The following is a 21,647-nucleotide window of genomic DNA, read 5'->3' as shown; positions in this document are numbered from 1 at the left end:
GCATAGCAGGGTAGCTATATATGGAAGGGATAACCGCTGAAGGCATCTAAGCGGGAAACCCACCTGAAAACGAGTATTCCCTTGAGAGCCGTGGAAGACGACCACGTTGATAGGCCGGGTGTGGAAGCGCAGCAATGTGTGAAGCTTACCGGTACTAATCGCTCGATTGGCTTGATCGTTCTCATTGAATATGCTCATCGAAGATGAGCAAAGACCTTTTGTCCTCACGGGCGCATCGCGATCTTCGATCGCTGCTCCTCAAGGACGGCGCGCCGGACGACCGGCGGCTCGGCTCTGCCGGCTGTTAGATCGCCAACGCGAAAAGGTTCAAAGACGTGTTCAAAACAAAGAAGGCATTGCCTTTACCAGCTTCTCAAAACATGCACGAAGCATGCGCATACGTTCCCGTATGGCCGCTTTGGCACCCCTGTGAGCGACGAGCGAGCAGGAAAGGTCTGCCAAAGCAAGACAGGAACAATGTTCATGCCTTCGGCATGAACATTGCCCTTAGCCGACCTGGTGGTCATGGCGGGGTGGCCGCACCCGTTCCCATTCCGAACACGGCCGTGAAACGCCCCAGCGCCAATGGTACTTCGTCTCAAGACGCGGGAGAGTAGGTCGCTGCCAGGTCTGCTAAAGGCAATGTGAAACAATCTTCTCGGAACAAAAATCGGCCAAGGCCGACAAGGGCCGCAAAAGCGGAAACCCCACTTCTTGAAATACCGGAATATCGCGGGGTGGAGCAGCCCGGTAGCTCGTCAGGCTCATAACCTGAAGGCCGCAGGTTCAAATCCTGCCCCCGCAACCAAACAAAGCCCCGCCGTAACACGGACGGGGCTTTTTTGCGTTCCGGCCCTCTCCCGTCAACCGCTAACCCGACAGCGCTTCATCCCACCCCCAACACCCCAAAACATTGCACATTTTTGCGCGAAGGGCTTCAAAACGTGGGTGGGGTGCATACCCATAGGATGCTCGCTGCGTCATTGCCTATATTGCGGTAGGAATGCGGAATGCTCGAGCGGAAGCAGAAACCGTCGCCGGCTTCGAGGCGGAAGGTGTCGCCGTTGAGGGTCAGTTCGACGACGCCGGTGAGGACATAGCCGACCTCCTCGCCCTCGTGCGTGATGGTCTCCCCGCTCTGTCCGCCCACTTCCAGGTGGTGGATGTTGCATTGGAGGAGATGGCCGTCCTTGTAGGGAATGATGCGTTCGAGCATCAGGCCGCGCGAGGTGCCCTTGTGCCTGTCGAGGGTGATGAACGGACGCGTGCCCTTGCGGAAAATGACGGATTCGTTGTCGGCCGGCTCGTCGAAGAGCCAGCCGATGTTGGTTTCGAGCACCTGCACGACGCGATGGATCATCGGGAGGGAGGGCAGGACCTTGCCGTTTTCCACCTTCGACAGGAGACTCTGCGAGCATTCGCTGCTTTCGGCGAGTTCCTTCAGCGTCAGGCCCTTCATCTGCCGTGCGAGCCGCAGCCGGACGCCGAGGCTCGCCGATACGACCGTCCTGCGCCGATACCACCGAGCGTCATCGGCATTGATGACTGGGCCTGGCGACGCAATCATCGATACGGCACCATCATTTGCGATCTTGAACGCAGAAGGGCAATCGCATTGTTGCCCGACAGGGAACAGGCGACCGCCGAGGCCTGGCTGATCCAGCAGCCCCAGATCGAGATCGTCGCAAGAGACCGTGGCGGTGGATATGCGAAGGCCGTCGCACGAGCTCTCCCACACGCCGATCAGGTCGCCGACCGTTGGCATCTGATGGAAAACGCCAGTCAGGCCTTTCTCGACGCTGTTCGCAAATCGATGCGGCAGGTCCGGATGGCGATCGGCACTGCAACCGTAAATCCGAAACTGCTGACCGCCGCTGAGCGGCTGCAATACGAGGGATATCTACGGCGCGAAGAGACAAATGCCGTTATCCGCGGGTTCGTCAGTGAGGGTTTGTCCATCAAGGAAATCGTGCGCCGAACCGGGCATAGCCGAAAGCTGGTCCGCAGTGTCGTTCGTGGTCAGCGTACCGACATCTTCCGGGTCCGCCAAACCTCTCTCGAACCGCATCTGCCTTGGCTTGAAGCGCAATGGGATGCTGGATTGCGTAATGGCGCCGAACTGTGGCGGCAGCTTCGCCTGGCTGGTTTTGGCGGAGGCCTGCGTGTTGTCACCGAATGGGCAACGAGACGAAGACGGGCCGAAAAAGGCTGAAAGTGGACTCGGTCATGCTCCCGCCGCGCGTACCGTTGTTCGCCTGATGACCCTCGAGCGCAACAACCTGACCAAGGCTCAAACCATGACGGTGGCCGCCATCGAAGAGAGGCTGCCGGACCTTGTGGAGGCCAGGGATATCGTCGAGAGCTTCCATGGCATGTTGCGCCGCAAGTCCTCCGGTGATCTGGAGGGCTGGATCGAACGCGCGGCGAAAAGCCTGGTCGCATCATTCGCGAATGGCGTTATCCGAGACCGAGCCGCAATCCAGAATGCGATAACCTCCCAGTGGTCCAATGGCCAGACGGAAGGCCAGATCACAAAGCTCAAGCTCATCAAGCGCCAGATGTACGGCCGCGGGAAACTTGATCTGCTTGAGGCACGTATCGTCGGAGTGCCGTGATGTCATCGAGATTGCGTCAGAGCCAATATTGGACGCCGATTGACACTCGATCAAGGAGACGCCGCAGTCCGTCAGCGTTGTGACGAGCGCGCGCATCAAGGACAGCGGCATGACGACCGTCGAGGATGCGTTGAGCCGCACCACGGGTATCACGGTCTCCGCCACGGGCGGTGAGCGCAGCAATTATTATGCGCGCGGTTTCCAGGTCGAGAACCTCATGGTCGATGGCCTGCCGATCAGCCATGATTCCGATACGGTCGGCTCGGCGACGCTTACCATGTACGACCATATCGAAGTGGTGCGCGGGGCGACTGGGTTGCTGGAAGGCGCCGGAAGCCCCTCGGCATCGATCAACCTGGTGCGCAAGCGCCCGACGGATATACAGCAGATCTCCGTTTCGGGTTCTGTCGGCAGCTGGGCGGATTATCTCGGCATGCTCGATGCCAGCGGCCCGCTCAACGAGGCGGGCACACTGCGCGGCCGCATGGTCACGTCTCTGCAGGATGCCAATACGTTCACCCAGGAGTACGAGCACAAGCGTCAACTCTATTACGGTGTTCTCGAAGCCGACGTGACCGACGTGACGATGCTCACTCTCGGCGGTTTCTACAACAAGGAGAAGAACCTCGGTGCGGACTGGAACGGCCTGCCGACCCGGCCGGATGGCTCGTTCTACGATTTCGACCGTTCCGTCCGCTCCAGCCCATCCTGGACCTACTGGAACAAGGAGAATGTCAACGTCTTCGGTGAGGTGAGGCACGAATTCGAGAACGACTGGTTGCTGAATCTCAAGGGTAGCTATGTCGATGCTGAGATGGATATGCTTGGTGCCTCGCTCTATCGGCTCGATCTGACGAAGGACGTGCTGGAGTACAATGTCGGCTAGTATCACTACCATCACAAGCAGACCGCATTGGATGCGAACCTGCAGGGCTCGTTCGATTTCCTGGGCCGCACGCACGAACTGTCGATCGGCGCGAATTATCGCCGCGACAATCACGACGACGGACCGGGCGGCTGGCCGTCCTCCTTCCCCTATCAATTCGATCCGTTCAGCTGGCAGACGTCGATCGACGTGCCGATGCCGGCCTTCAACTATCTCTGGGAACGGCAGGCAAATGCCGTCAACTACGGCGCCTACGCCACGGCGAAGTTCAATATCGCTGATCCGCTAGCGATTCGTTCTTCCGCAGCGCGACCTATACGGAAGGCGCGGCCTTCTCGGCGGATGCCAGGTTCACGCCCTATGTTGCCGCGACCTATGACGTCACTGACATGTTCACCGTCTACGGCAGCGTGACGTCGATTTTCAAGCCGCAGAACTATACGGCTGCAGGGGGCGGGTTGCTGGCTCCAGTCGAGGGCACCAACTATGAGGTCGGTGTGAAGGCGGAGACGCTGGACGGTCGGTTCAACGCGAGCCTCGCGCTGTTTTGGATCGATCAGACGAACCTGCCCGTGCAGCTTCCTACAAGTGCGTGTGGTGGCGCGCCGGAGTGCTATTCGACCGCCGGGGCGGTTCGAAGCCGTGGCTTCGAGGCTGAAGTTTCCGGTCTGATCACCGACGATTGGCAGGTCTTTGCAGGCTACACCTATGTCAATGCGCGCTTCGCGAAGGATTCCACGACGGGCCTCGCGGGCGACCGCTATGGTCGCGACAAGCCGCAGCATATGCTGACTTTGTCGACGGTCTACATGCTTCCAGGTGAGCTGGAAAACTGGCGTGTCGGCGCCTCTGCACGCATCCAGAGCGCAATCGAGGGCAATGTGCGCGGCTACATGAACGCCAGGCAGGGCGGTTATGGTCTTGTCGACCTCATGGCTGCCTACAAGCCGAATGAACACACCGAGTTCAAGCTCAACGTCTACAATCTCTTCGACAAGTCCTACTACAAGAGTGTCGGGTATACGGACAATGCGAACATCCTCGGCGCGCCGCGCAGCTTCATGCTGACCGGCATCTACAAGTTCTAGCTCCCGAGGCGGTTCGCCGGACCGCCTGTTTGGGAATGAGGAAAGAATCCCGAACCATAAACTTGACATTTTTATGCAACTTTATAGGTTTGGGGCTCCAACCGTCCGGACGTGCACTATCGGGTCGGCGGCTTGGGCACCGATTTCCTGCACGAGCCCGACGCAATGACCACCTCCGCAACCGACCTTCAAGATGACCTCATGTCGGTCTATCTGCGGCATTGGAAGATGTTGCGCAGCGCCTTGAAGCGCCGCACCGGCTCGCATGAACTGGCGGAGGAGGCGATGCAGGAGACCTGGATTCGCCTGTCGCGCATGAAGGACGAACCTGCCATCATTCACGATCATCAGGCGCTGCTGCTGCGCATCGCCGGTAATATCGCCATCGATCTTGCCCGCCGGGAAAACCGGCATCGCGCCCGCTGCGTGAGCGATGACACGCTCTACGAGGCGATCGCCGATACCTATCCCTCGCCGGAGGTCTTCGCGATCGACCGGGACCAGTTGCGGTTTCTTGCGCTGGCACTGGCGGAGTTGCCGACGAAAGCCCGCAAGGCCTTGCTGCTCAGCCGGTGCGACGGCCTCTCTCATCGCGAGATCGCCGGAAAGCTGCGTGTTTCGGAAAGCATGGTGGCGAAGTATCTGGCGCAGGCGCTGCGCCATTGCCGCGATCATTTTCGCGCGTCTTCATGATCGTTTCGTTCTTCCGCTGCAAATCGGGACAGGCCGCATCGTCCTTGTTATAGGCTGATGGAGCTTGGAAGAGGGCGAAACGTGTCCGGGAAAAAACGGAAACAGGCAGATATTGCGCTAAGCGACCAGGCGATCGAATGGCTCGTGCTGCTCCATTCCGGCAAGGCCAATGATACCGACCGCGCGGCCTTTGCCGCATGGCGCGAACAATCCCCGGAACACTGCCTTGCGGCCGAGGAGGCCGAAGCCATCTGGCACGGCTTGGGCGTCGTCGGAAACGAGGCGCGGGGCAGGGAGCGCCGCGTTACGACCCGCCGGGCGCTTCTTGGCTCCGCCGGCGTCGCGTTTCTGGGTATAGGGGCTTATCGGTCAGGTCTGCTTGGCCCCGCCATCTTTGCCGATTACACGACCGGGACGGGTGAACAGCGGACGGAGACCCTGCCGGACGGTTCGACGGTGCGGTTGAATGCGCGGACTGCCCTGTCCTTTGATTTCACCACCGGCCGGCGTGCGCTCATCCTTTACTACGGTCAGGCGACGTTCTCCGTGGCGCACGATGCCAGCCGGCCCTTCGTGGTCGCGGCGGCGAATGGCTGGACGCAGGCCATCGGCACCGTCTTCGATGTGGACATGCGCCCCGCCGAAGTGGTCGTCACGGTGGTCGAAGGAACCGTTGCTGTCTCGACGGACGAGGCCGGCGACGAACGCGTTATAGCGAGCGCTGATCATCAGGTCCGTTATGCTGCCGGCCATGCGCTGCACGCCGAGGCCGTGGATGCGGAGAGCGAAACAGCTTGGCGCCGCGGCAAACTCATCTTCAACGGCAAGCCTCTCGGTGAGGTCGTCGCGGAAATCCGGCGCTATCGCGGCGGCGAGATTGTCATCTTGAGCGACAGACTGCGTGCGCTGAAGGTGACAGGCGTGTTCGATCTCAACGATCCGGATGCGATCCTGCGCACCATCGAGGCGACTCTGCCGGTCCGCATCTCCTATCTGCCACTTGTCACGATCCTGCGGTAAGTGTTGTTGACTGAAAAAATCATCTTTCTTGAAGTTTGCACTGCAAGATCGCTGATGCCGTGTCGTCCTTGGCTATGAGGGGACACGAGGCCAGCCGATCGGCGGGCATAAAGGTCCCTGGCATCGATGAGAGCAGGGGACGCAGTTTCATGGGCAAGATGACAGCAACGGTCGACGCGCGAGCGTCGTGGCGGAAAAAGGGATGGCTTGCCACGGCCGCGTGTTGCTTCGCGGTGGCGGGAGCGCCTGACATTGCCGGGGCACAGGCCAAGACGGCGCGGTCGGTAACCGCTGCTTTCGACATTCCCGCGCAGGATCTCGGCGCTGCACTGACGCTCTTTTCCGATCGCGCCGGGCTGCGTCTTCTACTGCCCTCGAGCGTGGTTGGGGGCAAGAGAAGCAGTGCCATCTCGGGTGCACTGACCCGTGAGCAGGCACTCGATCGCCTTCTCAGCGGCACCGGTCTCACCTACCGCTTTCCCGATGCGAGAACGGTGACGATCATCGACCCGGCAGCGACCGGGGCCACCGAGAGTGTAGATGACGGCTCGACGGAGCTTGAAACCATCACCGTTGTCGGCGCGGGCAATTCAGTCACCGAAGGCACGGGATCCTACACGACGGGAGCGATGGGCGCGGCAACCAAGCTGCCGCTCGCCGTCCACGATACGCCGCAGGCCGTTGCGGTCGTCACGCGGCAGAAGATGGACGATCAGGCCATGACGACGGTGGAGGATGTGGTCCGCAACTCGACCGGTCTCAGCCTGCGCAAATGGGGTGGCGAGCGCCAGCGATACTATTCCCGCAGCTTCACGATCAACAATTTCATGCTGGACGGACTGCCGGTGAACTATGAACCGGATACGTTCACCGACGGGACGCTGTCGATGTATGACCATGTGGAGGTGGTGCGCGGTGCGACGGGGCTTGTCACCGGCACGGGCGATCCGTCCGGCACCATGAATTTCGTTCGCAAACGGCCGGGCGACGAGGCGCGGACATCGGTAACGACCAGCATTGGCAGCTGGGCCAACTATCGTGGAGAACTCGACACCGGTGGCCCGCTGAACGAGGAGGGCACGATCCGCGGCCGCTTCGTCACGGGCTTGCAGGACAAGAACAGCTTCATCCGGGATTACGAGAACAAGCGGCAGCTCTACTACGGCACGCTGGAATTCGACCTTGGGGAAAGCACGACGCTCAGCGTGGGCGGCTACTACAATCGCGAAGACAATCCCGGTGCCGACTGGAACGGTCTCGGCACGAACCCGGATGGCACCTTCCTCGACATCGACCGCTCCATCCGGCTGTCTCCGTCCTGGGCCTATTGGGACAAGGCTGGTGCAAGCGGCTTTGTCGAAATCCAGCATGAATTCGACAATGGCTGGACGGCCAAGATTGCGGCGCGCGCGCTGGATACGACGATGGACATGAAGGGCACGTTCCTTCAGGTGCCGACCTACGATGCTGCCGGCAATACCGTCTACGCCATGCGTGGCGGTGCCTATGAATACGAGCGCGACCAGCGGAGTTTTGACGCCTATGCGTCCGGTCCGGTCGAGCTTTTCGATCAGGAGCACGAGTTGGCGTTCGGAGCAAGCCATCGGACCAGCGAAATCTACGATGTCGGGGCCGCGTACAACACCGCGACGGGCGGTTTCGACCTGACGACGATCGATCCCCACACATGGGACCCAAAATCGTTCCCCATTCCGGATATTCTCGGCTACTGGGGCAAGTGGTCGAGAACGCAGGAAGTCAAGGAGACTTCGGTCTACGGGATGGGGCGTTTCTCCCTGATGGATGATCTCAAGCTCATCACCGGCGCCCGTCTCGATTGGTACCGGTACCATTCCACGACGGACGATGCCGGCTGGATCGTCGACAAGACCTTCAGTCAGAATGCCCAGTTCACGCCCTATGCGGGGCTCATCTACGATATCGACGATACCTATTCGGTCTATGCCAGCTACACGAGCGTCTTCAAGCCGCAATCCGGCTATACCAGCGCGTCGGGTGGCGGACTGGATCCCGTCACGGGCACGAACTACGAGGTGGGCGCCAAGGCGACCTTCCTCGACGAGCGCCTGAACATCGGGGCGTCTCTCTTCTACACCCTCCAGGAGAACCTTCCCGAGTCCTTGCCGAGCACACAATGCGCGATCGGCTGGGAATGCTATCGCGGTGTCGGCGAGGTCGAGAGCAAGGGCATCGATTTCGAGGTGTCCGGTGAAATCCTGCCGCGCTGGAATCTGATGGCTGGCTACACCTACACGCATGCGCAGGTCACGAAGGATTCCAATACTGGTGCTGTCGGGGACCTCTACAACACCTTCCTTCCGCAGCATCAGTTCAAGCTTTCCACCATGTATCATCTTCCCGACGAGATGGATAAGTGGCGGATCGGCGGCGCCTTGCGCTGGCAGAGCAAGATGACGTCCGTTTCGCTCAAGGACACGTGGCCCGCGCTCGGCGTGACCCCGGTCGTTCAGAAACCCTATGCCGTGCTGGATTTCGTGATCGGTTATCAGGTGAATGACACGTTCGATCTTCAGCTGAACGTTAACAACGTGCTCGACAAGAAATACTACGAGAGCATTGGCGGCTTCGAAGGCCCGAACTCTTTCGGCGCGCCCCGGAACTTCCTGCTCACCGCCAAGGCGACGTTCTGATGTCTTCCGGACACACGCGGCCGCTTGTCAGCCGCGTGTGTCGCATGTGGCATTTTTGCTACGTCACGTGCTGAACTGCTTGCATGATCGACTGCTTCGCAGGCGGTCTCCGGAATGGAAGTCGATGTTTTTCAATAGAAATATGATTTTTTAATTCAAGTTTATTCACTTCGCCCTGGAATTCCTCTAAATCAATGTGTTTGCATTCGAAAACCCGGTTCTTTAACCGGGGGGAGGAACGACCGGGAACCACTTTGGATGACGTCGCGCGCTTTGGAGATCGCCAGACTGTACGAGAAGGAGCATGGGCGTCTGCGCGCTTTCGTGCGCCGGATCGTCGGCAATCCCGCGGCGGCGGAAGATGTCGTCCAGCAGGTCTTTGCCAATATTCTCGGTAAGTCTGAGCAGCCAGGCTCCCCTAGCGCAGCATACGTCACCCAGGCGGTGCGAAACCTTGCGCTCAATCATCTGCGCGACGCGCGCCGGCGGGGCGATATCGAGCAGGCGGGGCTCGATCTGGAATTGATCGCGGATGTGAGGCCGTCCCCGGAAACCGTCGCGCTCTATCGCAGCGAACTCAGGCGGCTGCTGGAGGCGGTGGCCGCCTTGCCGCCGCGGCGTCGGGAAGCCTTCGTGATGAACCGCATCGAGGGGCTTTCCTATGACGAGGTGGCAAGCCGCATGGGCATATCGCGCAATACGGTGATCACCCAGATCGTCGCGGCGCTCGCCGAACTCGACCGCCGGCTCTGAAAAATACCCGCCGCCGGTCATTGGTTCCGGTGCGCGAAGTGTTTTAGGAGTGAAGGCAGGCGCCCCGCGGAAACACCATGACGGACCCCGATACAGACCCGATCTATCACGAAGCACTCGAATGGCTCGTCCGCATGAAGGACGACAAGGCGAATGCGGAGGATCGGCATGCTTTCACTGTCTGGCTCGCCGCGAGCCCGGCCCATGCCGCGGCGTTCGAACGCGCGTCGCGGCTCTGGGACCGCTTCGATATCGTCAAGCCGGAATATGACCGCATGCGCGCGTCGGACGGGCTCAGCCGTCGCACCTTGATGCTCGGCGGCTTTGCCGTCCTGGCATTGGGATCCGGCGGCTACGTCCTGACGCGGCCCGGCTTCTTCGCCGATCACACGACCGATATCGCGGAACGGCGAACACTGCAGCTTGCAGATGGCAGCGTCGTCGAGCTTGGAAGTTATTCCGCCCTCTCGGTGCAGTTCGATGACCGGCAGCGGCGCGTTGCGCTTCATCGCGGCGAGGCGTTCTTCCAGGTCGCGCCGGATCCGGGACGTCCCTTCACCGTAAACGCCGGGCCGGGAACCACGCAGGCGCTCGGAACGGCCTTCGACATCAAGCTTGTGGACGACGCGGTTGTCGTATCGGTAACCGAGCATGCGGTGACGGTGGCACTTGATGCCGTCAGGACCGCTACAGTCGATGAAGGCTGGCAGGTGCGCTACAGCGCAAACGGGATTGACGAGCCGCAGGTGGTCGACCGGGAGCAAGTCACCGCGTGGCGCAAGGACAGGATCATCTTCGAGGACGTTCCGTTGCGGCGCGTATTGCGAGAGCTGGAACGCTATCGGCGCGGTCGTATTCTTCTCATGGATGACAGCATCGGCGACATGCCCGTCACCGCGATCTTCGAGACGCGGCAGGCTGAGCAGGCCCTACAGACGATCGCCGAAACCTTGCCGATCCGCGTGCTGAACCCTGGCGGTCTCCTAGCCGTTGTCTATCGTCGCTAGTCCGAAAATAATTTGCGCTATCGATCATTAGCCAGCCCTCGCCGGGTGTCTTTCTTCACGAGGGCGCTCGATGGGCGCCTCCGCATGACAAATACGCCTGCTGTGGCAGGCCCATTGACGAGAGGTGATGCCATGGGGGCTGGATGGGGAACGGCAGGCGCGGGCGCTTGCGGTGAGCGCAAGCAACGCAGATCGGGACGTGTTGCTCTCGTGATGATGACGAGCGGACTGGCCATAGCGGCGTCGCTCTACATGCCGGCCCATGCGCAGACGCCGACATCCGGTCGTACCGCGCGGGCGGCCGCATTCGCCATCCCCGCTCAGCCCTTGTCGAGCGCTCTGGTGCAGTTCGCCAATGCAACCGGCATTCAGCTTTTCTACGACGCCAATCTGGTTCGCGGTAAAAGCTCGGGCGGGGCGCAGGGGGCGCTGAGCCGCTCGGATGCGCTGAACAGGATATTGGCGGGCACAGGCCTCGTGACCCGCATCAACGGCAATACGGTGACGATTGTCGATCCGGTCGCCGCCGGGGCCGTCGGTAGCGCGGTTGACGGCTCGACTGCGCTCGAAACCATCACGGTCGGCGGCAGCGCAACCACCGAAGGCAGCAATTCCTATACGACCAGCGAGAGCACGATAGGCAAGACATCGGAGAGTCTGCGCGAGACGCCGCAATCGGTGACCGTCATTACGTCAAGGCAGATTCAGGATCGTGGCATTACCACCCTTGCCGAGGCGCTTGATACGGCAACAGGCGTGACCGTGACGCCTGACCAGTATTATGGCAGCGGGCGCTTTTTCTCGCGCGGGTTCGAAATCAATAACATCCGGGTCGATGGCGGGGCCGTGGGCGTGACGAGCGCTTTCGACACGATCTCGGCAGTCGATCTTGTGAAATATGACCGGGTCGAAGTTCTGCGCGGCGCCGATGGTCTTTATTCCGGCAATGGCGAAGCCGGAGGGGTGATTAGCCTCGCCCGCAAGCGCCCGCTCGATACATTCCAGGCATCGGGCGAACTGTCGGCCGGAAGCTGGAACACGGTCAAGTCCGTCTTCGACGTAACCGGGCCATTGACGCAGGGCGACGGCCTGCGCGGACGCTTCGTAGGCGCTTTCGATCGTACCGATGCTTTCTACGATATAAGCGACAGCCGGAACCTTGCGCTCTATGGCGTGCTCGAAGCCGACGTGACCGACAATACGAGCGTCATGCTCGGTGGGAGCTACGACAAGAAAGACAGCACGCCCTGGACGGTGGGCTTGCCGCGCTATGCCGACGGCTCGGCGATTGATTTTCCGGTATCCACCAGCCTCGGGACGGATTGGAGCTATCTGCACCATGAGAACTGGGAGGTGTTCGGTGAAGTCAAACACGTATTTGATAACGGTTGGACATGGACCACGACCGGATCCTATGCCGGCCACAAATACGATGCCAAATATGGTTTCGTGACAGGGGTGGTCGACCCGGTCACGAAGGATGGCTTGTCCTACAACGGTTCCTACAATTGGGGCGACGGCTATCAGGTTCAGCTCGACACGCATGTGGACGGCGCGTTCGAAGCCTTCGGTCGAGAGCACGAAATCGTCGTCGGGCTGGATTACTCGAAGCACAGCTCCAATGTAAGACGCGGCGAATTCGCCGGACCTGCCGTCAATCTCGACGATCTCAAATCGTCCTATTGGTCGGACAGCGATACCCCCGCGTTCCCCTCCGACTATTACTTCAATTTCTACCCCTACGGAGAAGAGCGTTATGGCGCCTATGCGCGCGGCCGGTTCGAGATCGCCGACCCGCTGCACGTCATCGTCGGCGCGCGATATGGCAACTATGGCATGACGTTCCATCGGGCGAGCTACAATCGCGATGGCTCGGTGAACTGGACGGAGGCGCTCGACTACAATGACAACGGCGTGCTGACGCCGTTTGGCGCGGTGACGTACGACATCACCGACCAGTGGACGGCCTATGCAAGCTATGCTGATATCTACAAGTCGCAGGCGCGCTATCTCAGGGGACCTGAACCCGGCACGCCATTGGAGCCGGTGACCGGCCGAACTTACGAAGTGGGCCTGAAGGGCGAACTTCTGAATAGTGGCCTCAACACCGGCATCGCGCTCTATCACACGACGAGGAATGGTGAGGCGGTTTACGATCCAACGTTCACCGGCGCCTACAATCCCGACAATGGCAGCAGTTGCTGCTACACGGCATCGGGCGACGTCGTCAGCCGGGGTATCGATCTTGAGGTGAGCGGCGAGGTTGTCGACGGTCTTCAGCTGTTTGCCGGTTACACGCTGAACGTCAATGAAAACAAAGGAGCGGACACGTTCTACGGCGCTATCACTCCAAAGCACCTCGTGAAACTGTGGGCCGCCTACAATCTGCCGGGCGAATATTCCGCCTGGACGCTGGGCGCCGGTGTGCGTGCCCAGAGCAGGACGACCGTGAAGGGTACCGAGTATGTTTCCGACGGTGCCGGTGGCTCGATCGGTATCCCCTACACCTTGTCCCAAGGGGCCTACGCGGTTGCGGATGTCAGCCTCCGCTATGACGTCAATGCAACCACGTCCGTGACCCTCAACGTCAACAACCTGTTCAACGAGAAGTACTTTTCGCAACTGGGTTCTCTGGCGAAGAACAACGTCTATGGCGAGCCGCGAAACTTCCTCCTGACGCTGCGTAGCACCTTCTGACAAGAGCCGGGACGGCGGTCGTGGTATCAGCCGCCGTCATATTGGAAAATTATTTCACTTTTGGAGGTGGGACACGGCGGGCCTCTGTTCGTCTAATACAGGAGAGGCACTGTCCACTTATGATCTTGAAAGTCTGGAATTGATGGAAACGACACGGCCGGCGAAGGAAAAAAAGAAGGCGACGCGCCTGTGGTTGATCGTCCATAGCTGGCTGGCCTTGCCGCTCTGGGTGTTGATCTTCTTCGTCTGTCTGACGGGAACCATTGCCACGGTAAGCCAGGAAATCGTCTGGCTGGCCAAGCCGGAGGTGCGGGCGAACCGGCCGACATCCGATGCCGTGCCCTTGGGTTACGACGCCATCCTGGCAGCCGTCGAGAAGGCCGAGCCCGGCGTGGCGGTGAGCTTCATCTCCCGGCCGGTCAAATCGATCTTCGCGCTCGATGTCTTCGTAAGCTATCCGGATGGGCGCACACGTTCACTCTTCGTCAATCCCTATACGGGGGCGATCCAGGGCGTCGGCGGCGTGTTCGATTTCCGCTATTTCATGCGTGCGTTGCACGGCTGGCTGCTCGTGCCCTTCGTCGGCGCGACGAGTTGGGGCTGGTATCTCGTCTCCGCTCTGTCCATCCCGATGCTGGGATCGCTCATAACAGGGCTCGTGGTCTACAAGAAGTTCTGGCGCGGCTATCTCAATCCGCGCTTGCGCCTGCGCAATGGCCCGCGCATCTTCTGGGGCGATTTCCATCGCCTCGCCGGCATCTGGTCGGTGCCGTTCATTGCCATCATGGCGGTAACGGCGGGATGGTTCCTGATCCAGCAGATCCTTGCGGACAACAACATCACCGTGTCGACTGCGGGCGTCCCGCCCGTTGTGGCGCGCGAAGACGTTCCGGTCGAGGGCGGCGCGAAGGCGCCCTGGATTTCGCTCGACCAGGCCGGGGAACTGGTGCGGGAGAAATTCCCGGATCTGAGCCCGGATTTCGTCTCGCTGCCGAGCAATGCCTTCGGCCATATTGTCGTGGGTGGGCGAGGGGCCTACCCGCTGATCTTCGAGACGGCCAACGTCAACCCCTACAACGGCAAGGTCGAATGGACGCGCCGCGTCTCCGACCGCTCGGCACTCGAACTCGTCACCGAGAGCATGCGTCCGCTCCACACCGGTGATTTCGCGGGCCTCTGGCTGAAGCTCGTCTATTTCCTCTTCGGGCTGCTGCTTACCATGATGGTGTTCTCCGGCATGATGATCTGGCTGAAGCGCACGGCGCTTGCGACGGCCAAGCTGGTGCGCGACGTCCGCGCGGAGCGGACCCTGCCATCGGCAGAGGGTGCGCGGGAGGCCGCGGAATGACGGTCGCGAAGGTCAAGACCAACCCGCATGCCGGCCTTCCCGGCGGGCGGCATCGCTGGCGCTTTCATCTGAGCGCGCTGCTGCTTGTCATCCCCATCTTACTCGGCCCGAAATTCTTCCGGGAGGAGGCGCTGTTCTTCGGCGATTCCGGTCTCGGCCAGCGGGAGCTCGGCGAGAAGGCGATCGGCCCTTGGCATGTTCATGTTGCGGAATACATGGCCAATGCGCCGACCGATCAGGGCCTTGCCGGTCATATGAAGACCTTCGCGATCCGCTGGAACGCTGAGGACGCGGATCATATCAAGGCGAGCTATTTCCGGATCGGCAAGCCGCGCTCGCTGCGTGCTGCCGGCGTCGTCCTGTCAGGTGGACCCTATCGCCAAATGGCGGATGTGCCGATCCCCGAGCGCGCGAAGCCTGCCGATGCCCTGTGGCTTACCGTGGAAGGGTGGGACGGCACGGTGCATCAGGCCGCTATTCCCCTCGATGAAGCATCCCCCGCCACGATCGCGTGGCTGAAGCAGCGCGGAGAGACGCGATGAGAAACCGAATTCTTTGGCTCGCTGCCTTGCTGGCTGTGGCGACCGCTTCGCCGGCCTTTGCTCACTACCCTTACTGCACCTGTGCGCTCGAGGACGGCAAGGTGGCCTGCAAGGGCGGTTTCTCCGATGGAACGGGCGCTGAGGGCGTGACACTCGATGTCATCTCCTATGACGAGCAGATCCTGGTTCCCGGCAAGTTCGGATCCGATTCCGTCGTGCGCTTCGACAGGCCATCCGGTGAATTCTACGTGCTCTTCGATGCCGGTCCCGGCCATGTCGTGGAAGTGGACTGGCGGGATATAGACGGGCTCGCCCCATGACCTTGGAAAATGGTACGCGTGTCCTCATTCGCCCTGCCGGCGCCGAGCGGGAGACACTTTTCGTCGTGCTGCTCTGTGCCGTCATCGTGCTTGTCGCGGGGACAGTGGTTGGCCTGCGCACACGCGCGCCGGACGTGGTGTCGGTCGCCGAATGGCAGGTCGACGCCCGCGATGGGCTGACGGCGGCCGAACAGGGCCTCAATGCGGATATGAAGGTCGCGGCGGCCGAGATCGCCTCCGTACTTGCTGCCGGCAGCGTGCCGACGCCGGAAGAGCTTGCCGAGGAAGCGCTGCCGCCCTTTGCCAAGGACGCGACGAGCAAGGGGCGCGGCGATCATCTCTGGAGCCTGGTGCCATCCGACGGCGCATTTGCCGGCTGGCTTGGTGAGACGGCATCGGTCGAGATCGCAGGCTCGTTGCTTTTGCGCATCGCGACGACCGCAGATGGGCATGGACACACTGAGGAGGGCGCTTCCTCCGTCTGGCTGAGCCGTTCGGCGGACACCGCGGTTTCCGGTCTGTCCAACGAGGCGCTGATCGCTTCCGGCTGGAAGGAAATCGTCAGCCGCTATGATGCATCGGTGACACGAGGAGCCGGCCAATGACGTTTCTCCTCTCGCGGCGAGCGTTGGTAGCCGGTGCGATGGCTCTCTCCTTTTCCGCTGCCCAGGCAACAAGTTCGGCAACGGGAAAGAAACTCAGGGTCGGCGTGACGCTGCATCCCTACTATTCCTATGTCGCCAATATCGTCGGCGACAAAGCCGAGGTGGTGCCGCTCATCCCGGTCGGTTTCAATCCGCATGCCTATGAGCCGCGTGCAGAGGATATCCGCCGGATCGGCACGCTAGACGTGGTGGTGCTGAACGGCATCGGCCATGACGACTTCGCCGAGCGCATGATCGCGGCTTCTGAGAAACCGTCCATCCCCATCATCGAAGCCAATCGCGACGTGCCGCTGCTGGCGGCCGTCGGCGGCGTTTCGAGCCGCATGGGCAACAGTCGCACGATTTCCGGCCAGGTGGTGAATTCGCACACCTTCCTGTCGATTGCCGGCGCCATCCAGCAGGTGCAGACGATCGCGCGCGAGCTTGGCAAGCTCGATCCGGACAATGCCGCCGACTATACGAACAATGCCCGCGCTTATGCGAAGCGCTTGCGGAAAATCCGGGCTGCGGCGCTCTCCGAACTCACCGCAATGCCCGGCGCCAGCTTCCGCGTCGCGACGATCCATGGTGCCTACGACTACTTGCTGCGCGAGTTCGGCCTTGAGGTGACGGCGGTGGTCGAGCCGGCGCATGGCATCGAGCCCAGCCCGGCCCAGCTTGCAAAGACCATTGACGCCATCAAGGCGCTCGACGTGAGGGTCATCTTCTCCGAGCTGAATTTTCCATCGACCTATGTCGAGACCATCGAGCGGGAGACCGGCATCAGGCTTTATCCGCTCTCCCACATCATCTATGGCGCGTACCGGCCGGAAAAGTTCGAGGTCGAGATGGCCGAGAACTTTTCAACGGTGGTGACGGCGATCCGCGAGCAAGGCGGAGCGGAGGCAAATCCGTGAATGCATTCATCCCACTGCCTGTGCCAGCCGAGACGACAACTCGATCAGGTCCTGCCATCGTGTTCGACCGGGTCTCGCTGGTGCTTGGGCGCACCGAGGTTCTCTCCCAGGTCTCACTTCGAGCCGAACCGGGTACGGTGCATGCGATTGTCGGCCCGAATGGCGGTGGCAAGTCCTCGCTGATCCGCTGCCTGCTCGGCCAGGCGCTGCATACGGGCGCGATCGCCATCGACTGGCCGGGCGAGCAGGGCCGGATAGGCTATGTTCCGCAGGCGCTGGAGTTCGACCGCGGTCTGCCGATGACGGTGATGGATTTTCTGGCTGCCCTCGTGGCGAACCGGCCTGCCTTCCTGTCACCCAAGGCATCGGTCAGGGCGAAAATCCTTGCTGCGCTGGCCGAGGTTGGCATGGAGGGCAGGGCGAGGCGGCGCATGGGCGCACTGTCCGGTGGCGAGCGCCAGCGCGTGATGATGGCACAGGGCCTGATGCCCTCCCCCGACCTCCTCGTGCTCGATGAGCCGATGGCCGCCCTCGACGAGGCGGGGGCGCGGATCTTCGAACGGCTGATCGGCACGCTCAGGGCGCGCGGTACCACGATCCTCTGGGTCGAGCATGACCTTGCCGCCGTCCGGCGCCTTGCCGACCGTGTTACCGGCCTCAGCCGCGCCGTGCTCTTCGATGGCGTGCCGGAGGCAGAGTTGACGCCGGAACGGGTGATGGCACTGTTCTCGTACCGGGCAGGAGGTGCGGCATGAGCGTCTGGTTCGAAACTTTCCGCCAGGCTGTGATGACGCTGGCGGCGGAAGGATATCTGCCGCCCTCGCTGGCCTATGGTTTTGCGGTCAATGCGCTGCTGGCGGGCCTGATCGCCGGGCCGGTGCTTGGCGGGCTTGGCACGCTGGTCGTGGTCAAGCGCCACGCTTTCTTCTCCGAAGCCGTCGGCCATGCAGCGCTGACGGGCGTGGCGATCGGCATCCTCCTCGGCGAACCCTATACCGGCCCCTATGGCTCGCTGTTCGGCTATTGCCTTATCTTCGGCATCGCGCTCAATTACCTGCGCAACCGGACGGGCCTTTCGGCCGATACGCTGATCGGCGTCTTCCTTTCCATGTCGCTGGCGCTCGGCGCGAGCATCCTCCTGGTGCTCGCTGGCCGCATCAACATCCATATCCTGGAGAACGTACTGTTCGGCTCGATCCTGACAGTCTCGGGCACGGACATCGCTATCCTCGCCGCCGTCGGCCTCGTCGTCCTCACGCTGACGGTCCTGTTCTTCAACCGCTTCATGGCGGCGAGCTTCCATCCGACGCTCGCCTCGGTGCGCGGCGTGCCGGTCAAGGCGCTCGACTATCTCTTCGTCATGCTGGTGACGGTGGTGACGGTGGCGAGCGTCAAGATCATCGGCGCCATCCTCGTCGGCGCGCTGCTCGTCATCCCGGCCGCCGCGGCGCGGACCGTCTCCGGCTCGCTCAAGGGCTTCGTCGCCCTCTCCGTCCTCTTCGCGCTCGTCGCAACGATGGCCGGCATCCTGGTCCCGATGGAACTCGACCTGCCGATTCCCTCGGGCGCGGCGATCATCCTTGCCGCCGGCCTCCTCTTCCTCGGCTGCGCGGCGGCCCGCGCGCTGCTTCCCGCCCTCAAAGGAGACACCGCATGAGCCGTTTCCTCTCGCGCCGGACGATGCTCTCCACCATGATCGCAGCGCCCGCGCTGGGTGTTCCGGCCTCGGCATCGCAGGAAAGGCGCGCAGCAAAGGTTTTGACGGCGCATCCCGCCGCCTTCGCACTGACGTCGCTGCTCGCTCGCGACAGCGCCATCACCGTCGAAGCAATCCAGCCGGCAAAACTGCCGGCGACGCGGCTCGCCTCCTATCTCGCCGGTCGCGGCAGGGCTGCGCTCGAAAAGGCGGCGGTCGAAGCCGATGCGGTCATCACCTTCCGCTCCTTCTGGCCGGAGGATCCGCTCTATCCGCATGCCCGCCGCGGCAATATCCGCATCGTCGAGATCGATACCGGACGGCCGCTCGACGGCGCGCTCCCCGGCATCGCCATCGCCGAACCGTCCGACGACGGCGCCGTCTATGCCGCGCTCGACCTCGCGCCGATGCCGGCGACGGGCGAGGGCGCCGCGCCGTGGCTGGCGCCGAGCAGCCTCGGCCGCATGGCCGACGTGCTCGCCGCCGATCTCTCCCGCCTCGACCCCGCGTCGGCCGACATAATCGCCGTAAACCTCGCCGCGCTGAAGCAGGAGATCCTCGCCCTCAAGGCCGGCGCGGACATGGCCCTTGCCGAAGCCGACGACCTCACTGCCATCGCCCTGTCGCCGCACTTCGCCTATCTTTCCGCCGATCTCGGCATCGACCTCCTCGCTTCGATCACCGCGGCGCCGAACGAGTGGACAGCCCAGCGCGCCGAAAAGCTCCTCCTGTGGATGAAGGCCAACGGCGTTTCCGTCGTGCTCCTCGATACCCAACCCCCGCCCACCCTTGCCGCGGTGCTGGAAAAGGCCGGCGCGAGGGTTGCGCTTCTCTCCAGTGTTGAAGGGGAGGCGCCGGATATCGTCAAGGTCGTGGCGGGCAATCTCGACGGGCTGGAACGCGCCTTCAAGCCGCGATAGAGCATGCGAAACCACGCTTGCTGTTGATCGGGGCCGCGTTCGCCTATAAACATGACTTAAAGAGACATGTTTAGCGGATCTGAGGCGACCTTTGCCGGATGACCGCTGCTCGGCCGCTCATGGCGAATGGGCGGGCCTTAGACGGGATGGGGCGGTACGCCGTGGCGGATGTTCAAGGCAATTGGCTTGAGGCGTTTTATGCCGAGGCACGGCCGGGCCTCCTGCGCCGCATCGGCCGCAAGCTCGGCTGCCACGCCACCGCCTCCGATCTCATCCAGGATGTCTTCCTGCGCCTTCACGAGCGCGCGGCGGGCCGGCCGGAGGATGCCGGCGCCTATGTGAACCGCTCGCTCAGCAATGCGGTCGTCGATCACCTGCGGGCGCAGCGCGTGCGCCGCGATTTCGGCAATGCCATCCTTCCCGAACAGCTCGCGGCGGCGGTTCCCTCGCCCCAACAGGTTCTTGAGGCCCGGCAGGACATGCAGCGCCTCGACGCGGTGATCCGCGGCCTGCCGGAGCGCACGCGGCATATCTTCCTGCTGCACAAGGTCCACGGCCGCTCTTATGGCGAGATCGCCGGGGCCATGGGCATTTCCCGCAGCGCGGTCGAAAAGCACATGGCCCGCGCCATGCTTGCCTGCAAGGCGGCCAGCGAATAATCCTCTTCATCCGATGAGGATCGGCGGGGATGAGACGTCAATCCTGTAGAAGCAGCATGTCCGGGCCGTCGCCCGCGGCACCTCAGGCGAGAGTCCTTCGATGTCCGTCAGCAAGGAGCCTTCCTCCCCTCCGGCCAGCCGGATCGAACGGGAAGCGATTGCATGGTTTACCCGCCTCGAGGGCGAGCCGTCGCCGGCCGATCGCAGGGATTTCGAACGCTGGCGCAGGGCCAGCCCCGCGCATGACGCCGCCTATCGACAGGTCGAGGCGATGTGGCGGGCAGTGGAACAGCCAGGTTCGGCTGTCGCCGAGGAAGAACGGGACAAGCTGGCCGTCTATCTGGACGCGATGGAAGAGGCACAGGCGCGGCGCCGCAAGGGCAACCGTCGGGTCGCCGTCGCGGGCGCGCTCGTGGTCATGGTGCTGGGGGCGGCCGCCTGGCTCGAATATCCGAACGCCCTGCAGAATCTCCGCGCAGACTATGCCACGGCGCGCGGCGAGCGCCGCACCGTCGAACTTGGCGACGGCTCGACGGTGCTGCTCGATGCCGACAGCGCGCTCGACGTTGACCTTGCCGCCGGCGAGCGGCGGGTGACGCTGCTGCGCGGGAACGCCTTCTTTGCCGTGCGGTCCTCGGCCGTGCCTTTCGTCGTTGCAGCGCGGGACGGAGAGACCGTCGTCCACGGCACCGAATTCGATGTCGCAATTGCCGATGACGATGTCGCGGTCACCCTTGCCGAAGGCAGCGTCTCGGTGGCGAGCGCGGATGGCCGCGCGAGGTTGCAGCCCGGCCAGCGCGTGCACTACGACGGGAACGGTGTCGGTGCGGTGACGGAAGTCGTCATCGACGACGCCATGGCCTGGCATGGCGGACGCTATGTCTTCAACAATGCCCGACTTGGCGACGTCGTGGCGCAGATAGAGCGCTATCGGCCAGGCCGCCTCGTCGTCGTCAGTCCCTCCCTCGCCAACCACCGCATCAGCGGCAGCTTCCCGCTCGCCGATCCTGACCGCGCGCTCGTCTCCATCCAGTCCATCGTCGGCTTCCGGATGATCGGGCTCGGCGGAAGGCTCGTCCTTATCGGCTTGTAGAAAGTTTCGTTTCCATGTGTGTACCCCTCCCATGCCGAACGTGAAGGGATTGAGAGGGGCCGCGGCGGGACATTCTG

The 21,647-nt window shown here is 62.2% G+C and carries 20 protein-coding genes, 1 tRNA gene, 2 rRNA genes and 1 pseudogene (1 of these 24 running past the window's edge); 23 read left to right on the top strand and 1 reads right to left on the bottom strand.

Features of this window, described 5'->3' with window-relative positions; genetic code table 11:
- The 3 genes from AABQ55_RS00520 to AABQ55_RS00510 form a co-directional block, all read left to right on the top strand.
- Positions 1-179: ribosomal RNA gene (locus AABQ55_RS00520) — 23S ribosomal RNA — on the top strand; it begins 2,704 nt to the left of the window's first position.
- Between the two features lie 336 nt (positions 180-515).
- Positions 516-630 (top strand): 5S ribosomal RNA (gene rrf, locus AABQ55_RS00515).
- 101 nt (positions 631-731) lie between these two features.
- Positions 732-808: transfer RNA gene (locus AABQ55_RS00510), tRNA-Met, on the top strand.
- A gap of 129 nt (positions 809-937) precedes the next feature.
- Here the strand turns inward: AABQ55_RS00510 and AABQ55_RS00505 are convergent.
- Positions 938-1,567 carry a cupin domain-containing protein gene (locus AABQ55_RS00505; protein WP_272806854.1) on the bottom strand — a complete coding sequence of 210 codons (630 nt, stop codon included), beginning with the start codon at positions 1,565-1,567 and terminating at the stop codon, positions 938-940.
- On the opposite strand from AABQ55_RS00505, the pseudogene AABQ55_RS00500 reads away from it, so the two are divergent.
- The 20 genes and pseudogenes from AABQ55_RS00500 to AABQ55_RS00405 form a co-directional block, all read left to right on the top strand.
- A pseudogene (locus AABQ55_RS00500) lies at positions 1,520-2,615 on the top strand (ISL3 family transposase); the annotation flags it as partial. The gene AABQ55_RS00505 and the pseudogene AABQ55_RS00500 overlap by 48 nt on opposite strands.
- 109 nt (positions 2,616-2,724) lie before the next feature.
- Positions 2,725-3,501, top strand: a complete 777-nt coding sequence (locus AABQ55_RS00495) for a TonB-dependent siderophore receptor (RefSeq protein WP_272806853.1) — start codon at positions 2,725-2,727, stop codon at positions 3,499-3,501.
- Positions 3,502-3,528: 27 nt separating this feature from the next.
- Positions 3,529-3,915, top strand: coding sequence for a hypothetical protein (locus AABQ55_RS00490; RefSeq protein WP_272806852.1), 387 nt, complete (start codon positions 3,529-3,531; stop codon positions 3,913-3,915).
- Positions 3,891-4,589 carry a TonB-dependent siderophore receptor gene (locus AABQ55_RS00485; protein WP_272806851.1) on the top strand — a complete coding sequence of 233 codons (699 nt, stop codon included), beginning with the start codon at positions 3,891-3,893 and terminating at the stop codon, positions 4,587-4,589. Before AABQ55_RS00490 ends, AABQ55_RS00485 begins: the two co-directional genes overlap by 25 nt.
- A gap of 165 nt (positions 4,590-4,754) precedes the next feature.
- Entirely contained in the window at positions 4,755-5,282 is a 528-nt protein-coding gene (locus AABQ55_RS00480) for an RNA polymerase sigma factor (protein WP_272806850.1), read from the top strand.
- Positions 5,283-5,363: 81 nt separating this feature from the next.
- Positions 5,364-6,302, top strand: a complete 939-nt coding sequence (locus tag AABQ55_RS00475) for a FecR family protein (RefSeq protein ID WP_272806849.1) — start codon at positions 5,364-5,366, stop codon at positions 6,300-6,302.
- Between the two features lie 149 nt (positions 6,303-6,451).
- Positions 6,452-8,974, top strand: coding sequence for a TonB-dependent siderophore receptor (locus tag AABQ55_RS00470; protein WP_272806848.1), 2,523 nt, complete (start codon positions 6,452-6,454; stop codon positions 8,972-8,974).
- Positions 8,975-9,232: 258 nt separating this feature from the next.
- Positions 9,233-9,727 (top strand): RNA polymerase sigma factor, encoded by a 495-nt coding sequence (locus AABQ55_RS00465; RefSeq protein ID WP_272806847.1) that lies wholly within the window; start codon positions 9,233-9,235, stop codon positions 9,725-9,727.
- Between the two features lie 77 nt (positions 9,728-9,804).
- The gene (locus tag AABQ55_RS00460) at positions 9,805-10,734 is read left to right on the top strand and encodes a FecR family protein (RefSeq protein WP_272806846.1); all 930 of its coding nucleotides are present in this window, start codon (positions 9,805-9,807) and stop codon (positions 10,732-10,734) included.
- Positions 10,735-10,947: 213 nt separating this feature from the next.
- Positions 10,948-13,431 (top strand): TonB-dependent siderophore receptor, encoded by a 2,484-nt coding sequence (locus AABQ55_RS00455; RefSeq protein ID WP_272807527.1) that lies wholly within the window; start codon positions 10,948-10,950, stop codon positions 13,429-13,431.
- Between the two features lie 142 nt (positions 13,432-13,573).
- Entirely contained in the window at positions 13,574-14,779 is a 1,206-nt protein-coding gene (locus AABQ55_RS00450; RefSeq protein ID WP_272806845.1) for a PepSY-associated TM helix domain-containing protein, read from the top strand.
- Positions 14,776-15,321 carry a thiamine pyrophosphate-binding protein gene (locus AABQ55_RS00445; RefSeq protein WP_272806844.1) on the top strand — a complete coding sequence of 182 codons (546 nt, stop codon included), beginning with the start codon at positions 14,776-14,778 and terminating at the stop codon, positions 15,319-15,321. The genes AABQ55_RS00450 and AABQ55_RS00445 overlap by 4 nt, the downstream gene beginning before the upstream one ends.
- Positions 15,318-15,641, top strand: a complete 324-nt coding sequence (locus AABQ55_RS00440) for a hypothetical protein (protein WP_272806843.1) — start codon at positions 15,318-15,320, stop codon at positions 15,639-15,641. Before AABQ55_RS00445 ends, AABQ55_RS00440 begins: the two co-directional genes overlap by 4 nt.
- Positions 15,638-16,246, top strand: coding sequence for a DUF6162 family protein (locus AABQ55_RS00435; RefSeq protein WP_272806842.1), 609 nt, complete (start codon positions 15,638-15,640; stop codon positions 16,244-16,246). Before AABQ55_RS00440 ends, AABQ55_RS00435 begins: the two co-directional genes overlap by 4 nt.
- On the top strand, positions 16,243-17,202 hold the full coding sequence (locus AABQ55_RS00430; RefSeq protein ID WP_272806841.1) for a metal ABC transporter solute-binding protein, Zn/Mn family: 960 nt from the start codon (positions 16,243-16,245) through the stop codon (positions 17,200-17,202). Before AABQ55_RS00435 ends, AABQ55_RS00430 begins: the two co-directional genes overlap by 4 nt.
- Positions 17,203-17,261: 59 nt before the next feature.
- Positions 17,262-17,957 carry a metal ABC transporter ATP-binding protein gene (locus AABQ55_RS00425; RefSeq protein WP_272806840.1) on the top strand — a complete coding sequence of 232 codons (696 nt, stop codon included), beginning with the start codon at positions 17,262-17,264 and terminating at the stop codon, positions 17,955-17,957.
- Positions 17,954-18,859, top strand: coding sequence for a metal ABC transporter permease (locus tag AABQ55_RS00420; RefSeq protein ID WP_272806839.1), 906 nt, complete (start codon positions 17,954-17,956; stop codon positions 18,857-18,859). Before AABQ55_RS00425 ends, AABQ55_RS00420 begins: the two co-directional genes overlap by 4 nt.
- Positions 18,856-19,818: a metal ABC transporter substrate-binding protein gene (locus AABQ55_RS00415; protein WP_272806838.1), complete on the top strand. Its 963-nt coding sequence runs from the start codon at positions 18,856-18,858 to the stop codon at positions 19,816-19,818. The genes AABQ55_RS00420 and AABQ55_RS00415 overlap by 4 nt, the downstream gene beginning before the upstream one ends.
- 161 nt (positions 19,819-19,979) lie before the next feature.
- Positions 19,980-20,477 (top strand): RNA polymerase sigma factor, encoded by a 498-nt coding sequence (locus AABQ55_RS00410; RefSeq protein ID WP_272806837.1) that lies wholly within the window; start codon positions 19,980-19,982, stop codon positions 20,475-20,477.
- 100 nt (positions 20,478-20,577) lie between these two features.
- A complete protein-coding gene (locus AABQ55_RS00405) occupies positions 20,578-21,570 on the top strand; it encodes a FecR family protein (RefSeq protein ID WP_272806836.1) in 993 nt (330 codons plus the stop codon).
- Positions 21,571-21,647 lie beyond the last annotated feature (77 nt).

This window comes from Shinella sp. WSD5-1 (assembly GCF_963942435.1).
GTDB lineage: Bacteria > Pseudomonadota > Alphaproteobacteria > Rhizobiales > Rhizobiaceae > Shinella > Shinella yambaruensis.
Note: the sequence above shows the minus strand (reverse complement) of the source record. Positions and strands in the feature narration are given on the sequence as shown.

Coding starts and splice junctions, on each gene's coding strand:
- AABQ55_RS00445 (WP_272806844.1), top strand. CDS start 14,776: ATGACGGTCGCGAAGGTCAAGACCAACCCGCATGCCGGCCTTCCCGGC.
- AABQ55_RS00405 (WP_272806836.1), top strand. CDS start 20,578: ATGTCCGTCAGCAAGGAGCCTTCCTCCCCTCCGGCCAGCCGGATCGAA.
- AABQ55_RS00440 (WP_272806843.1), top strand. CDS start 15,318: ATGAGAAACCGAATTCTTTGGCTCGCTGCCTTGCTGGCTGTGGCGACC.
- AABQ55_RS00495 (WP_272806853.1), top strand. CDS start 2,725: ATGACGACCGTCGAGGATGCGTTGAGCCGCACCACGGGTATCACGGTC.
- AABQ55_RS00470 (WP_272806848.1), top strand. CDS start 6,452: ATGGGCAAGATGACAGCAACGGTCGACGCGCGAGCGTCGTGGCGGAAA.
- AABQ55_RS00430 (WP_272806841.1), top strand. CDS start 16,243: ATGACGTTTCTCCTCTCGCGGCGAGCGTTGGTAGCCGGTGCGATGGCT.
- AABQ55_RS00505 (WP_272806854.1), bottom strand. CDS start 1,567: ATGATTGCGTCGCCAGGCCCAGTCATCAATGCCGATGACGCTCGGTGG.
- AABQ55_RS00420 (WP_272806839.1), top strand. CDS start 17,954: ATGAGCGTCTGGTTCGAAACTTTCCGCCAGGCTGTGATGACGCTGGCG.
- AABQ55_RS00455 (WP_272807527.1), top strand. CDS start 10,948: ATGATGACGAGCGGACTGGCCATAGCGGCGTCGCTCTACATGCCGGCC.
- AABQ55_RS00465 (WP_272806847.1), top strand. CDS start 9,233: ATGACGTCGCGCGCTTTGGAGATCGCCAGACTGTACGAGAAGGAGCAT.
- AABQ55_RS00460 (WP_272806846.1), top strand. CDS start 9,805: ATGACGGACCCCGATACAGACCCGATCTATCACGAAGCACTCGAATGG.
- AABQ55_RS00435 (WP_272806842.1), top strand. CDS start 15,638: ATGACCTTGGAAAATGGTACGCGTGTCCTCATTCGCCCTGCCGGCGCC.
- AABQ55_RS00415 (WP_272806838.1), top strand. CDS start 18,856: ATGAGCCGTTTCCTCTCGCGCCGGACGATGCTCTCCACCATGATCGCA.
- AABQ55_RS00450 (WP_272806845.1), top strand. CDS start 13,574: ATGGAAACGACACGGCCGGCGAAGGAAAAAAAGAAGGCGACGCGCCTG.
- AABQ55_RS00480 (WP_272806850.1), top strand. CDS start 4,755: ATGACCACCTCCGCAACCGACCTTCAAGATGACCTCATGTCGGTCTAT.
- AABQ55_RS00485 (WP_272806851.1), top strand. CDS start 3,891: ATGTTCACCGTCTACGGCAGCGTGACGTCGATTTTCAAGCCGCAGAAC.